A 14,512-nucleotide genomic window follows, 5' to 3' on the forward strand; every position below is an offset into this window, starting at 1 on the left:
CCCTGACCCCGTCGCGCGGCGACCGCCGCACGACCGCCACCACCACCGCAGAAAGAACGGAAGGACATCATGAGCAAGGTCTGGCTCGTCACCGGCTCGTCGCGGGATCGTTCGTTCTGTCGGTCATGGTTTCGCCTTCGGCGGGTCAGAAGGCGGGGAACGCCCAGCCTGAGGGGTGAAACGGTTCCCGCTCGCCACGGAAGGCGAGCGAGGCGGTGGCGACCGCCCCGGGGCGCAGTTCCTCCACCCGGCCCGCGGCCGCCAGGGACGTCAGGGTGGTGCCGCCCAGGTACGCCGCGCCCAGCTCGGCCGAGGTCAGCCGCAGGTCGGGCCGGGCCCGGGTGCGTTCGCAGGTGACGGAGTCGCCGTCGGCCAGCAGGCGGTGGCGTCCCGCGTTCCATGGGCAGAACGGGTCCTGCACCTCCAGGACCAGGTCCAGCGGGACCGAGTAGCGGCGTGCCATCAGTGCGCGGTCCACGTCCACCAGGCGGACCCAGAGGTTGTCGATCACGGTGGTGCGGGCCGCGCGCGGGTCGGCCAGCAGGTGCCTCAGCGGTTCGTCGATGGCGCCGTCGTAGGTGAGGCCGGCGTGCGCGTCGAGGTCGATGAGGTAGCGCCACAGGGCGGCGTACGACTGGCGGGTGGTGGCCGCGACCTCGATGACCTGCACCAGCCGCGGTTTGGAGCGGTAGAGGGCGTAGCCGGTGACCTCGCCGCCGTTCTCCAGGTGGACGGCGAAGCGTAGTTCCGTCCCGCCGTCGCGAGCGCGCTCGCCGTCGGCGAGCCGGGCCTGCCAGAACTTCTCCGTACGGTCGACCCAGCCGACCGCTCTCAGGCGGGCGGTGTCATAGACCTTCTCCAGCAGCGGACGCGCCTCCTCGCGGCGGAGCAGGCGGATCGTGCCGTCGCCGAGGTCGATGCCGGGCCGCAGGGCCATGGACTTCTTCTCGCCCTGGATCTCGGCGACGTGGCTGGCGATGCCGTACCCGAAGCGGCCGTAGATCGTGGCCTCGGCGGCGTTGAGCGCGGCGATCGGCTCGCCGCCTGATTCATGCAGGTCGGTGAGCTGCTTGCGCATCATCGCGGTGAGGATGCCGCGGCGCCGGTGCGTGGGCAGGACCGCGACGAGCGTGATGCCGGCGACGGGCACGGCCGCGCCGGGGATCGTCATGACGCGGCCGTAGATCGACGCGCCGCCGACGATCTCCGCGCCGTCGTAGGCCGCGATCGTGCGTCCGGGCTCGATGGAGGAGGCGGCGTTCCTCAGGCCGCCCTCGTACCAGTCCTGACCGTAGGTCGTGGTGATCATGCGAGCCCACGTGTCGAGTTCGTCGGCGCGGATGGTCCGCAGGGGGTAGGTCACTGTCATGCTTCGAGAGTGGCCGGATAAACAGGCACCGCACATCGGGTGATCTGTGTATTTATATGCTGGCACCGTGGTGGCGGAGCGCGTGGTCAGCCCTGTGTTCATCGGCCGGGGCGAGGAGTTGTCGGCGCTGGCGACGGCCCTGGACACCGCTATCGGGCAGGGGCCGGCGGTGGCGCTGGTGGCCGGAGAGGCCGGGATCGGCAAGTCGCGGCTGCTCGCCGAGTTCGCGCGGTCGCTGGGTCCGGGCGTACGGGTGGTCGAGGGCGCCTGCGCGGAGCTGGGCGGCGACGGCCTGCCGTACGCGCCGTTCGTGACGGTGCTGCGCAGGCTGATCCGGGTCGAAGGGGTGTTGCCGGGGCCGTACCACCAGCTGGCCCGCTGGTTCCCCGAGCTCGGCGAAGCGGGCGACGCGGAAGGCGGCAAGCACCGGCTGTACGAGGAGGTTCTGACGCTGGTCGAGCGCGTGGCCGCGGACCAGCCGCTCGTCGTCTCGATCGAGGACCTGCACTGGGCCGACGCCGCCACCCGCGAGCTGCTCGGCTTCCTGGCCAGGAACCTGACCCAGGCCGGCGTGCTCCTGGTGATCACCTACCGTCCGCCGGAAACGGGCGACGGGCTGCCCGGGCCGCTGCTGTCCGAGCTGACCCGCCGCCCGCGCACCACCACGCTGCGGCTGGAGCGCCTGGATCGGCAGGACGTGGGCCGGCAACTGGCCGCGATCCTCGGCGCCGAGCAGGACGCGGCCGCCGTACGCCGCGTCCATGAACGCAGCGACGGCAACCCTCTGTTCGTCGAGGCGCTCGCCCGCGCCGGCGAGCGCACCCCGGACAGCCTGCGCGACCTGCTCCTGCACGGCCCGCGGTCGCTGCCGGGCCCGGCACGCGAGCTGCTGGGCATCGCTTCGGCGGCGGGCGGCCGGGTCGGCCACCGGCTGCTGGCGCAGGTGGCCGGGCAGGACGGGGCCGGGCTGGACGCTCTGCTGCGCGAGCTCGTCGACCGCGGCCTGCTCGTCACGGCAGGGGACGGCTACGACTTTCGCCATGCCCTGATCCGGCAGGCGGTGTACGAGGACCTGCTGCCCGGCGAGTTGTCGCGCCTGCACGCGCGCTACGCGGAGGCCCTGCGCGATTCCGGCGCCCATGCGGAGCTGGCCGCGCACGCCTACGCCGCCGGGGACCGCGGGCTTGCCCTGTCGGCCGCGTACCTGGCCGCGGACCAGGCGCGCAGGTCCTACGCCTACGAGGAGCAGGTCCGTCTGCTCGATCAGGTCCTGGAACTCTGGGATCCGCAGGCGCGGCTGGGCGCCGACAGGATCGACGTCCTGACCGGCGCGGCCAAGGCCTGCATGCTCAGCGGCGAATACGCTCGCGGGGTCGAGTACGCCGGCGCCGGGCTGGCCGAGGTGGACGAGCGGCGCGAGCCCGAGCGGGCCGCCCTGCTGCTGGAGCATCGGGGCAGGCTACGGCACCGGCTGGAGGGGACCGGCGTCTCCGACTGGGAACGAGCCCTCGAGCTGCTGCCCGCCGCCCTCGACGGCGTCCAGCGGGGGCGGCTGCTCGGGGTCCTGTCCATGGGCCTGCTGCCGGACGTGAAAAGGGCTCGCAAGACGTTCGAGGAGGCGCTCGCCATCGGCCGGCGCACCGGCGATGCCATGGTCACCATCCGTGGGCTGCTGGGCATCGGGTCCATGACGCGCGACCTCGGGATGCTGGCGCAGGCCCGCACGCTGGCCGAGCGGCTCGACGGCCACGACCTGCTCATGACCGTCCCCATGTACGAGGCCACCCTGCACACCAAGGCCGGCGACCAGCACCGCGCCATCGAGGCGGCCCGCGACGGCATCCGCCACGCCCGCCGGTACGGGCTGGGCCGCAGCCGGGGCGCCGAACTCGCGCGTTTCGCCGGACACAGCCTGATCCTGGCCGGGCGGTGGGACGAGGCGGCCGCCGTACTGCAGGAGAGCCTCCGGCAGGACCCGCCACCGCTGCCGCGGCAGGCCCTGCGCGCGCTCGCCGGCTACCTGGCGCTGCTGCGCGGAGACCTGGCCGGGGCGGCCGACGCCGCGGCGGAGGTGGAGCACACCGACAACGGAGGCATGTTCCCCCGTTATCGGCTGCTCTGCCTGCTCGCCGTCGCCCAGGACGACCACGAGAGGGCCGACCTGCTTCTGGATCGGGCGCTGGCCGATCCGGCGCTCACCCGGATCTACAGCAGCGACGCCCGGCCGGTCCTGGTCGCCGGCGCATTGGCGCAGCGGGCCCGGCTCGCGCACGGCGACGGCAAGGACCTACGGGAACGGGTCGAGAAACGACAGGCCGAACTCTCCGCGGCCGATGCGGCGCTCGGCGTGGACGGGCCGCTCGACCGAGCGTGGCAGACCATGCTGCGCGCGCTGATCGAGGATGACGGCTGGGACCACGCCGCGGGTGCCTGGCGGGAGCTGCGGCAGCCGTACGAGCTGGCGCTGAGCCTGGTCCACGGCGCGCGAGCCGCGCTGGCGGCGGGCGACCGGCCCGGCGCGACGTCCCGTCTCAGGGAAGCCGCGCGGCTGGCCGAAGACCTGGGCGCCGCACCGCTCGCCCGCGAGATCGCCCTGCTCGGGCGGCCCCGACCGGCCCAGGGCGGGCTCACCGAACGCGAGCGCGACGTGCTCAGGTTGATCGCCGAGGGCCTGAGCAACCGGCAGATCGCCGCCCGGCTGCACATCTCACCGAGTACGGCGGGGGTGCACGTCTCCCACATCCTGAGCAAGCTGGGCGCCACGACCCGTACCGAGGCGGCGGTCATGGCCCATAGGCAGCGGCTCGTGGACGAGCCCCAGGGCGCGTCTCGTGATCTTCGGTAGCGGTTTGGTGGAGATCATTCGCGTGGATGAGGAACGCCTGAAGGTGAGGACTGGACCGTCAGCGTCGATTCCACCGTGGTGCGCGCGCATCAGCACGCGGCCGGGGCGCGACACGCCCCACCCGCCGACATCCCGTCAAAGGGGCCGGAGAAGGCGGCCCTCCTCAATCCCGAACCAGCGGTCGGCCAGCTCGTCAAAGGTGGTGGCGCCCGAAGCAGGAATCTCCCGGAAATACCACGGCAGGTGCGAGTACACGTGCAGCAGGGCGTAAGCCATCACCTTGCGGGGCAGCGCCGCCCGTCGCTCCTCGGGGTAGCCATAACCGTCCAGGAAGGCACGCATCAGCAACCGGTCGCCACCCGTAAGGAAGACCCCCACGGCGACCAGGTCGTACTCGCGAGCGCCACGCATCGCGGGCTCGAAGTCGAACAACCCCGACAGCCTCCAGGCACCTGCTTCCTCCCGAACCAACACGTGCACGTCCATGAACTCGGTGTGCAATAGAACGGGCTCACCCGGTTCGAGGCCGACCGAGTTCAGGAACCCCGGGATCTGATCCAGCCACGTCTGGTCCAAACCGCCGGCCCGGTTCTGCTCGGCTGTGACTGCGGCACGCTCGGCGCAGAAGGCGCTCCAGTCAGGCGGGCCGAGCACGTCCGGCGGGGTGATGGCGTGCAACTCCGCAAGCGCCTTCCCGAGCTGTACGGCAAGGCGCTCCCGCTCACGCCGCGGAATCTTCGGCCAGGCCCGCTTGAGGTCCTCACCGTGCAGCCTGTCCATCAGGATGTAGCCCCACCCGTGGAACTCACCGGCATCCTTGACCCCCGGCGTGGGGACCGACAGGTGGCCCTCCAGCGCACGCAGCACGTCCCGCTCGACGGGCAGCTCCTCCTTGCGAAGCGGCGGGTAGAGCTTGATGACCAGGTCGTCACCGACGGCGTAGACCGGTAGGGAGCCCTCATCGAAGGCCACGGCTTCGCCCGCCAGCCCGAGGTGTTCACATAGCGCCAGCACCCCTGCCAGCAGTTGCGCGTCATCGATCGCGTTGTATCGCTCTTCGGTGTCGGCTACAGGAAGCACATCAGTGACCATATTGACGAGGTCAACCGAATTCTCTGGAACGCGCGGACGTTCGACGTCGCTTCCATCCAGATACGGCTCTGACACCCAGCCACGTGATCACGGGACACGCCCTGGGAGAGCAGGTTCACTTGTCGGCCGCCGCCGCACCACGTTCGCCGAGGACCTCGCCTCCAGGGGCCGCGTCGCCGCCCTGGTGGATCACGTCTGCGAGTCGTTCGGCACGACCTTTCCCGGCGGCCGCACCCCTGACCTGCCGCGCGTGCCGGACGGTGCGGAACGTCCCCTCCGACGAGGCCCGCCGGCGCCGGGAGCGGCGACCGGCTGAGGAATCCGCGCGATCAGGATCCTTTTCCGCGCCGGCGGCTGTCCGCGGATCGCTCACCTCTGGCAACGCTGGGTCCGACCTGGCGGGCGGTGTGCGCGAAGGAGCGGATCAGGTCGGTTTCGGTGGCGGTACGCCACAGCAGCGCCCATTGCGCCGGTGGGGCATCGTGGACGGGCACGTAGACGATGTCGGGCCGGGAGTGGTATCGGCCGGCGTGGGAGTGCACGAGCGCGACGGCTTCGCCGTTGGACAGGATGGGGAGCATCTCGCTCTCGGCGGTGACGGTCGGCCCCACGCGGATCGGCCGCCCGCTGGGGGTGTGGCGAGGGACGAGGGCCTCGCGCCAGTAGTCGGGTTTGGCCCCGCCGATGACGACTTCGCCGGCCAGCTCCTCGTACGACACCGTCTTCCGCTGAGCCAGCCGGTGGCCGGCTCCGACGGCGAGGACGACGGGCTCGATGCGGACGACCGGCCCGACCGTGAGGTCAGCCTCCCTGACCGGCAGCCAGGCGATCTGGACGTCGACCTCCCCGTCGCGTAACGGCCCGAACGGGTCACCGAATCCGACGTAGCGGATCTGTGCCTCACACGTGGGATGCCGGGCATGGAACCCGTCGAGCAGCGGCCGGAAGTCCTGGACATTGCTGGAGAGCATGCCCAGGCGCAGCACTTCGGTCTTTCCGCCGGCTGCGCGGACGGCGCGCTCCAAGCCGTCGTGCAGGCCGCGGTACATCGGCCCGAGGTCCTCGAAGAGCTGCCTGCCGATCGGCGTCAGCGTCACGGCCCGGTTGTTGCGTTCGAAAAGGGCGGCGCCGATACGGCGCTCCTGCTTCTTGATCGCCTGGCTGACACGGGCGGGCGTCACGTGCAACCGCTCGGCGGTCCGGCCGAAGTGCAGTTCCTCGGCCAGGGTCAGGAAGATCTCGATGTCCCGCAGCTCCACGCATGCTCTTTCGTTGTTAAGCGAGAGGTTAAGGCACATTATCGGACCTGGCGTTGTCGCCGGTGCCGGCCTGCGGCCAGGCTGGAGGGCGTCCAGAAAGCCGGTGATGCCCACCGGGCATTCGAACACTCCGTTCCAGGGGAAACGCCATGCACATCATCAGCTCAGCCGTATCGCTGAACGTCGACGACGTGACGGCTTCCAGCAACTTCTTCACCGCCCATCTGGGCTTTCACGAAACGGTGACGGCCAGGGGCTTCGTCACTCTCGCCCGTCCCGACAGCGCCGACATCGTGCTGGTGACGCGCGGCAGCCGGCAACTTCCGGGCAGGATCCGCGAGCAGCGACCGGCGGGGGTCATGGTGTCCTTCACCATCACCGACGTCGCCGCCGAACACGAACGGTTGCGCCGCGAAGGCGCCCCCGTCGCGACGCCGCTACGGGAAGAGCCCTGGGGCGAACGGCTTTTCCAGCTCACCGACCCCAACGGCATCGTGGCCCAGTTCGTCGAATGGGTCCCGCCCGCCGGGACGTAGGCGCACTGGCGCGCCGCATCAACGCCACGGCCGACAAGCCCCCCGGCAGCCGCCGGGATCGACCCCGCGCCACGGTGAGCACGCATCACCTTGGCCGCAACGCCTGGCGCCGCCGCTCTCGACCTCGGACCCACCCACCGCATGACACCCATCTCTGACCCGATAAGCCCACGAAGATTTTCCCGGCTGAACCGATAAAAGGCAGTGAAAAATATGAACCTGCACGTCAGTAACGACCTGCTCGGCGCCAAGGACACAGAGCAGCAGCCCAAGAGGGGCGGTATGAGGTTCACGCTCAACGGCGTGCTCTGGTCGCTACAAGCGTTGTTCGGCTTCTTCTTCGCCGGCAGCGGCTTCGGCAAGGTGCTGTTGTACGACGAAGCTCTGTACGCGGCAGCGCCCCGGGCCGTGGCCTGGTACGCCGCGGTGCCGCAGCCCCTGATCGTCTTCATCGGCGTCTGTGAGGTACTGGGCGGCGTCGGCCTGATCCTGCCGGCGATGGCGAAGGTCAAACCGATGCTGACGCCGCTCGCCGCCGCCGGCCTGACACTGACGATGATCCTCGCGGCCGGTTTTCACATCGTGCGCGGCGAGTATGAACTGGTGCCCGCGAATCTGCTGCTGGGGGGCGTCTCGGCGTTCATCACGGTCGGACGAGGGAAGCTGAGGCCCATCGCACCCGAGATCATCACCACCTCACGCGCACTCGGGTCGTTCGTGGTCCTCGGCGCACTGGCCCTGCTGACATTCGTTCCGACGTGGTACACGATGACCACCGTGCAGTTCTGATACCTCGCCCAGCGTGGGGCCTGGTACCGGCAGGAACCATCGGTCGAGTGACCTGAGTCCTCCCGGCGGGAACGCGGAACGTACGAGGGTCATGGCCGCTCCGCCCGCCGGCTCACCTTCGCCGGTGACCACGGCCACCGGCTCTCGGCGGCGACGTGTTCCGGGAACCCGCCCTCCCGTCACAGGTCCGTCGGCAAGCCGATCCGGCCGAGCTGGTGGTCGAGGACCGCGACCGCCTCCGCGACGCCCAGTTCCCCGATCAGCACGCCGTCGGCCAGGCCGCGCGCGAGCCCGAGAAGCACGTGGGCCTCGGCGCCGGCATCGACGCCGGGTTCCGAAGCGGCGGCGGCCACGAGCGCGGTGATCTCGCGATGGACCGCGTCGCCGCCCGCGCGATACAGCCCGCGTACCTCAGGGTCGGCGACGGACCAGGCCAGGAACGCGTGCCCGGCGAGCAGGAGCACGGGAGCGCGCACGCCCAGCTCGACGACGGCGAGCAACGTGCGCCGCAGCGTGTCGGCCGGGCTGTCGGCGTCCTGCAGCGCCGCGCGGACATGGTGCTCGATCTCCTGCCTGAGCAGATGTGCGCTCGCGCGCAGCAGGTCGGCCTTCGCCGCGAAATAGTGCTGCACGAGCCCTTTGGAGACGCCGGCCTCCTGGGCGACCCGCCCGATGCTCACACCGGCCAGGCCGTCCCGCGCGCACAGTCTGAGGGCGGCCTGGGCGATCTCCGCCCGCCGCGCCGCGTGATCCACCTGCTTCGGCACGGCCCGGCCTCCTCTCTTCGCAATATGAGTGTATCGTGATATTGATGCGATGCGATCGTATTGCAAAAGGTGAACGGAGGATCCCGTACGTGAACGACCCCGTGGAGCCCAACATCGGAGCCGCGTTCCGCCCGCGGCGGCTCGGCCACTTCCGTGACGCGTCCGCCTTCGCGCGCTACCGGAACGCCTATGACCAGGCCATGGCCCGGCTTCCCGAACCCGATCAGACCCAGGACGTGGCGACCCGCTTCGGGACCGTCCGGGTCTATCGTTTCGGCACCGGCGACGGCGTACCGCTTCTCCTGCTGCCGGGACGCACCGCGGCCACCCCGATGTGGGAGGCGAATCTGGCCGGCCTCATCGCCCACCGGCCGGTTTACACGGTCGACCTGCTCGGCGAGCCCGGCCTGTCGGTACAGACCCGGGCGTTCACGAGCGCGGCCGACCAGGCCGACTGGCTGGCGGAGCTGCTGGACCGGCTCGGCCTCGACCGGGTGCATCTCTTCGGGGTGTCCATCGGGGGGTGGAGCGCTTTTCACCTCGCCCTGCGCGTTCCGAAGAAGGTCGCCTCGGTGAGCCTGCTCGATCCGGCCAGCCTTTTCGGCCGGTTCACCTGGAAGGTCGTCGTCATGTCGCTGGGCTCGGTGGTGCCGTTCTTCCCCGAGTCGTGGCGCCGGAAGCTGCTGAGCTGGATCTCCGGCGGAGCCGACGCCTCCGAGGACGAACCCGTCGCCAACCTGATCTCGGCCGGGATGCGGGACTTCACCGCCTTCCTGCCGCCTCCGACGTATCCCACGGACGACCAGGTGGCGGGAGTCGACGTGCCGGTGCTCGCCCTGATCGCCGGGCGCAGCATCATCCACAATCCGCGCAAGGCCGCCCTGCGCGCCCGCCGCCTGCTCGCCCGTGGCGTCGTCGAACTGTGGCCGGACGCCTCCCACGCCATCAACGGCGAGTTCCCCGAGCGCGTCAACGCCAGGGTCCTCGCCTTCATCGACGAGGTCGACCGCACCGATTCGGCGGCGCTCGGCTGATCGTGAGGTTGCCCGGCGGCCGGGGCCGCGCCCGGGCGGAGATCGGGCATGACGAGCATCGAAACGAGGTCCCGTCGGCGGAGCCACGCTGAGCGGCTTACCGTGGCTTTCCGCCCGGATGTGCCTCGCAAGAGCGTTTCCGCGGGTCACGAATGAGGACGGGCCGGCGGGGCCGTGATCTCCTCGCCGCCTCAGCGCAGCGCGCAGAGGGTGGCGTCGGCGAGGTCGAGGAGCCGGGGCGTGATCTCGCTCGGGTGGCGATTGATCGCGAGAGTGACCTGGCGGCGGCCGTCGGGGCTGGAGGCCGCGATCGTGCGGTAGCCGTTGAAGCCGCCGCCGTGCCCGACCCAGGTGCCCGCGCAGTGCTTCAGCTTGGTCTCGTACAGCCCGAGCCCGGCGTTGGCGCCCGGCCACATGCGCGCCGGATCCGCGGGGACCGTCGCGCGCATCTCCTTGAGCTGGGCCGCGGGCAGCAGCCTGCCGCCGAGCAACGCGGCCCAGAAGCGGTTCAGATCGGAGGCCGTCGACACGAGCGCGCCCGCCGCGCCGCCGTAGGTCATGTTCCACTTGGTGGTGTCGTACCGCTCACCCTCGTCGTAGACGTAACCGTGCGCGTGCCGTCCCGGGATGCGCGGGTCGTCGCCCGGCCACCACGTCCTGGTGAGCTTCAGCGGCCTGAGGATCCGCCGCGTGATCTCCGTGCCGATGTCGTCGCCCGTGACCTGCTTCACGATCATGGCCAGGAGGGCGTAGTTGGTGCTCGAATAGTTCCACGGCTTGTCCGACCGCGGTACGCGCAGCCCGATCGCGAACAGGTCGTCGGGCTCGAAGTGCCTGAAGCGGTCGCGCAAGGCGTCGATCTCGTCCGAGGACGTGTAGTCGCCGAGCCCGCTCGTGTGCCGGAGCAGGTCCCTCACGGTGATCTTCTCGTTCGGGAGGTACCGCGTCAGGGGCGCGTCCAGGCTGATCTTGCCCTCCGCCACGAGCTGGAGCACCACCGTCGCCGTGAACGACTTGGTGATGCTGCCGATCCTGATCCGCTCGTCACCGCGCATCCGCCGGCCCGCGGGGATGTCCGCCACCCCGCTGCCCAGCGATGCCTGCCTGCACGCCGGGGAGCCGACCGTCGCGAGGATGCCCGGTGTGCCCCCCGCCTTCACGATCGCGTCGAGCGACCGTTGCAGAGCGCTCGTGTCGCACCTCCGTGTCGCGGCCGACGCCTCCGGCGTCACTCCGACCGTCGCCGCTCCCACAGCCGCGGCCAGTGCCAGCACCGCGGTGCCTCTCGTCTTCCTCATGCCCCCAGTGTTCGATGTCCCGCGCGGATCCGCCTCGTGCTTCAGGCCCGACCCGCTCCTCCTGGAGGACCATACGATCCTCGGCACCTATTAGAGGTAGAGGCCGACGGCCTCCGGTGCCTCCGGCGGGCCGGCCACACCGTCGCGCAGGGCGAACAGCTCGGCCAGCGTGGCGCCCGAGGCGTGGACGCCTTCGGCGGTGCCGAGCCAGGCGGCCGCCTCGTCGTGGGGCAGGGCCCCCACCTCGATCTGGGCGAGGCAGCGGCCGGGGCGGACCACGGCGGGGTGGAGGCGGGCCAGGTCCTCGTTGGTGGTGATGGCCACCAGCACGTCACGGCCCTGGCCGAGGAGGCCGTCGGTCAGGTTGAGCAGCCGCGACAGCCCCTGCCCGGTCGCCTCCTTGGCTCCGGACCTGATCAGCTCGTCGCAGTCCTCCAGCACCAGCAGCCGCCACTTCTCGTTCTCGCCGTCCTCGTCCGAGCCGACCGCGACCTCCATCAGGTATCCGGGAGAGTTGAACAGGCGCTCGGGGTCGAGCACGCAGTCCACCTGACACCACGACCGCCACTCGTGGGCGAGTGTCCGCAGCAGGGTGGTCTTGCCGGTACCGGGCGGGCCGTGCAGCAGGACCAGGCGGCCGCGCACGTCGGCGGGGGTGACGGACATCAGGCGCGTCAGCGGGCCGCCCAGGGACCGGGCGTAGTTGCCGCTGATCCGCTCCCAGGGGGAGGCGGTGATCGGCTTGCTGGAGCGGCGGCCGCCGTGGGAGCCCTGCCACCAGAAGCCCATCTCGACGTGGTCGCTCTCGGGGGCGGGCTCCGCCGCGTCCCTGGTGACCTCCTCCAGCACCGAGCGGGCCAGCTCCTCGTCGACCGCGGTCACGCTGATCGTGGCGGCCCGGTTGCGGTACCGGACCACGCGCAGCGTCCAGCCCTCCCCGCACACCAGCCGCGAGTCGCGGCCGCCCTCCTCCGACGCCGCCCTGACCAGGGTCCCGGTGGCCGGCATCAGCGGCGCCCCGGGACGGACGCGCTCCAGGGAGGCGGTGCGCGACCAGGGCTGGGCGCCGGTGGCGAAGGGCGACAGCGCGAGCGCGTCGATCACGTCGACCGCCGAGTCGCCGTCGTCCAGCCATACGTTCATCGGCAGTTCGGCCGGGCGCGGCTCCGGCCGGAAGGGGACCTCCTTGAGTACGGACATGACGGCAATGATCCCTTCTGCCGTCGCGGAGTTCGACGGGTTTTATCGGAGCCCCGGCGGCGCCGCCGGGGCTCCGCGACGCCGGCCGGGAGCGCGGCCCGTTCGAGCGGGCCGCCGCCTCAGAGGCGCCGCGAGGAGGAACGCGGGTGACCGGCGGCGCTCGGCTCGGTCCGGCGGCGGCGGGTACGGGTCACCTCGACCGGGTCGATGTCGGCGGCCCACCGCCCGGCGAGTGCCAGCGTCGGCTCGCGGCCGTCGGCGACGTGGCGCAGCGCGCAGGCGGCTGCCCGGTCGGCGTCGCCGCCGGCGATCGCGGTGTAGAGCTCCTCGTGCTCGGCGCACTGCCTGGCGGGGTCGCGCTCGGAGGTCAGCAGGAACAGCCGGCGCAGCTGGGCGTCGAGGGGGCGCATCAACGTGCCGAGCAGGGCGTTCCCGGCGGCCTCGACGATCTCCGCGTGGAACTCGGCGTTGGCCGTCACGACGCCCCGGCGGTCGCCCCGCCGTACGGCGTCGCGGGCCCGGTCGAGGCAGCCGCGCAGCCGCGCGAGGTCGCCCGCCCCGGCCCGCCCGGCGGCCAGGCGCGCGGCCAGCACCTCCAGGCTCTCGCGCACGTCGAACAGGTCGCGCACGTCGGAGGGGGTGAGCGGGCTGACCAGGGCGCCCCGGTTGGGGACGATGACCACCAGGCCCTCGGCGGCCAGCAGGTGCAGCGCCTCGCGGAGCGGGATGCGGGAGACGTCGAGCTCGGCGGCGAGGTCGCGCTCCACCAGCCGCTCCCCCGGCCGCAGCTCCACCTCGACGATGCGCTGCTTGAGCGTCTCGTAGGCCCGGTCGCGCAACGCGCTCAACTTCCGCCCCTTCCTCCCTGCTTCGGAGTCAGCCTACTTGCCCCCGATATTGGTATACCGCTAATCTCGCGACGTCACCGTGGGAGAGAAGGACAGAGAAGAGCATGAGCGAGCTGCTGCTGCGCGACGCCCGGATTCAGGGCCATGAGGGCCCCGCCGACCTGCTGATCCGCGACGGCCGGATCGCCGCGCTGCTCACACCCGGCGCGGGCGGACCGGACGGCTTCGCGGGCGAGGTCGAGGACCTGAACGGCCGGCTCGTGCTGCCCGGCCTCGTCGACGGTCACGCGCACCTGGACAAGACGCTGTGGGGCGGCCCCTGGGTGCCGCACAGTTCGGGCCCCGGCCTGATGGGCAAGATCCGCAACGGCCAGGAGCGGCGGCCCGAGCTCGGCATCCCCAACGCCGACCACATCGCCGCCCTGCTCGAGAACATGATCGTCTGCGGCACCACGCACGTCCGGTCGCACGTCGACGTCGACCCGCTGGTGGGCCTGGACTCCGTCGAGGCGGTCCGCGAGGCCGTCGGGCGCCTCGACGGCCGGATCTCCGCCGAGCTCGTCGCCTTCCCGCAGGCGGGCATGCTGATCAGCCCCGGCACGGAGACGTTGCTGGAGGAGGCGCTGAAGGCGGGGGTCGAGATGATTGGCGGGCTCGACCCCGCCGGAGTGGACCGCGACCCCGTCAGGCACCTGGATGTGATCTTCGGCCTGGCCGGGCGGTACGGCGCGGGCGTGGACATCCACCTGCACGACGGCGGCACGCTCGGCACCTGGCAGTTCGAGCTCATCATCGAGCGGACCCGCGCCCTGGGACTGGGCGGCAAGGTCACCATCAGCCACGGCTTCGCGCTCGGCGACGCCGACCCGGCCACCCGCGACCGGCTGATCGAGGGCCTGGCCGGGGCCGGGATCGCCCTCGCCACCATCGCCCCGGCCAGGGGGACGCTGCCGCTGCGGGCCCTGACCGAGGCCGGCGTCCCAGTGGCGCTGGGCAACGACGGCGTCCGCGACCTGTGGAGCCCGTTCGGCACCGGAGACATGCTGGAGCGCGCCTTCTTCCAGGCCAGGGGCACCGGCGCGCGCGACGAGGACATCGAGCTGGCCCTGGACGCCGCCACCCGCGGCGCCGCCCGCGCCCTGGGCCTCGAAGGCCACGGCCCGGCCGTGGGCGACCGCGCCGACCTGGTGGTGGTGGACGCCCGCAACGCGGCCGAGGCGGTGTGCGTGCGCCCGCGCCGGTCCCTCGTCGTCAAGGCCGGCCGGATCGTCGCCCGCGACGGCCGCCTCGCCTGACGGCCCCCGGTGCCGCGGAGGGCGCCGAAGGGGCCGGAGGGAGCCATGGCCGAGTCCGGGAAGGGGAAACGCGTCATGAGCCCCGAACGGCGTCGATCCTGTTGTGACGTGCCGCCAGGGCGCCGATGACGGTGGAAGGGAGCGAACGGGCCCCATGGCGGTGGTGACCGCCGGCGGCTT

At 71.7% G+C, this 14,512-nt stretch carries 12 protein-coding genes; 5 read left to right on the top strand and 7 right to left on the bottom strand.

Going from position 1 to position 14,512, the window contains the following annotated elements; genetic code table 11:
• Positions 1-145: 145 nt before the first annotated feature.
• On the bottom strand, positions 146-1,369 hold the full coding sequence (locus tag IEZ10_RS37595; RefSeq protein WP_189251271.1) for a GNAT family N-acetyltransferase: 1,224 nt from the start codon (positions 1,367-1,369) through the stop codon (positions 146-148).
• A 67-nt stretch (positions 1,370-1,436) separates the two neighbouring features.
• Here IEZ10_RS37595 and IEZ10_RS37600 point away from each other — a divergent pair, with 67 nt between their 5' ends.
• Positions 1,437-4,214 (top strand): helix-turn-helix transcriptional regulator, encoded by a 2,778-nt coding sequence (locus IEZ10_RS37600; protein ID WP_189251272.1) that lies wholly within the window; start codon positions 1,437-1,439, stop codon positions 4,212-4,214.
• A gap of 135 nt (positions 4,215-4,349) precedes the next feature.
• Here the strand turns inward: IEZ10_RS37600 and IEZ10_RS37605 are convergent, their stop codons facing one another.
• Together IEZ10_RS37605 and IEZ10_RS37610 are read right to left on the bottom strand one after the other, a co-directional pair.
• Positions 4,350-5,381: an aminoglycoside phosphotransferase family protein gene (locus IEZ10_RS37605; RefSeq protein ID WP_229812057.1), complete on the bottom strand. Its 1,032-nt coding sequence runs from the start codon at positions 5,379-5,381 to the stop codon at positions 4,350-4,352.
• Positions 5,382-5,635: 254 nt separating this feature from the next.
• Positions 5,636-6,565, bottom strand: a complete 930-nt coding sequence (locus IEZ10_RS37610; RefSeq protein ID WP_189251273.1) for a LysR family transcriptional regulator — start codon at positions 6,563-6,565, stop codon at positions 5,636-5,638.
• Between the two features lie 149 nt (positions 6,566-6,714).
• Between IEZ10_RS37610 and IEZ10_RS37615 the strand changes: the two genes are divergently transcribed.
• Both IEZ10_RS37615 and IEZ10_RS37620 read left to right on the top strand, forming a co-directional pair.
• Positions 6,715-7,101 carry a VOC family protein gene (locus tag IEZ10_RS37615; RefSeq protein ID WP_189251274.1) on the top strand — a complete coding sequence of 129 codons (387 nt, stop codon included), beginning with the start codon at positions 6,715-6,717 and terminating at the stop codon, positions 7,099-7,101.
• 213 nt (positions 7,102-7,314) lie between these two features.
• Positions 7,315-7,890 (top strand): DoxX family protein, encoded by a 576-nt coding sequence (locus IEZ10_RS37620; protein WP_189251275.1) that lies wholly within the window; start codon positions 7,315-7,317, stop codon positions 7,888-7,890.
• A gap of 179 nt (positions 7,891-8,069) precedes the next feature.
• Here IEZ10_RS37620 and IEZ10_RS37625 read toward each other — a convergent pair whose 3' ends face one another.
• Positions 8,070-8,657: a TetR/AcrR family transcriptional regulator gene (locus IEZ10_RS37625; RefSeq protein ID WP_189251276.1), complete on the bottom strand. Its 588-nt coding sequence runs from the start codon at positions 8,655-8,657 to the stop codon at positions 8,070-8,072.
• 89 nt (positions 8,658-8,746) lie between these two features.
• Between IEZ10_RS37625 and IEZ10_RS37630 the strand changes: the two genes are divergently transcribed.
• Entirely contained in the window at positions 8,747-9,691 is a 945-nt protein-coding gene (locus tag IEZ10_RS37630; RefSeq protein WP_229812058.1) for an alpha/beta fold hydrolase, read from the top strand.
• Positions 9,692-9,882: 191 nt separating this feature from the next.
• Here IEZ10_RS37630 and IEZ10_RS37635 read toward each other — a convergent pair whose 3' ends face one another.
• The 3 genes from IEZ10_RS37635 to IEZ10_RS37645 form a co-directional block, all read right to left on the bottom strand.
• A complete protein-coding gene (locus tag IEZ10_RS37635; RefSeq protein ID WP_189251278.1) occupies positions 9,883-10,989 on the bottom strand; it encodes a serine hydrolase domain-containing protein in 1,107 nt (368 codons plus the stop codon).
• Between the two features lie 90 nt (positions 10,990-11,079).
• Positions 11,080-12,189 (bottom strand): DUF5925 domain-containing protein, encoded by a 1,110-nt coding sequence (locus IEZ10_RS37640; RefSeq protein ID WP_189251279.1) that lies wholly within the window; start codon positions 12,187-12,189, stop codon positions 11,080-11,082.
• A 119-nt stretch (positions 12,190-12,308) separates the two neighbouring features.
• Positions 12,309-13,037 (bottom strand): GntR family transcriptional regulator, encoded by a 729-nt coding sequence (locus IEZ10_RS37645; protein WP_189251280.1) that lies wholly within the window; start codon positions 13,035-13,037, stop codon positions 12,309-12,311.
• A gap of 104 nt (positions 13,038-13,141) precedes the next feature.
• On the opposite strand from IEZ10_RS37645, the gene IEZ10_RS37650 reads away from it, so the two are divergent.
• A complete protein-coding gene (locus IEZ10_RS37650; RefSeq protein ID WP_189251281.1) occupies positions 13,142-14,332 on the top strand; it encodes an amidohydrolase in 1,191 nt (396 codons plus the stop codon).
• The last annotated feature ends 180 nt before the right edge of the window (positions 14,333-14,512 follow it).

This window comes from Streptosporangium pseudovulgare (assembly GCF_014648055.1).
Classification (GTDB): Bacteria; Actinomycetota; Actinomycetes; order Streptosporangiales; family Streptosporangiaceae; genus Streptosporangium; species Streptosporangium pseudovulgare.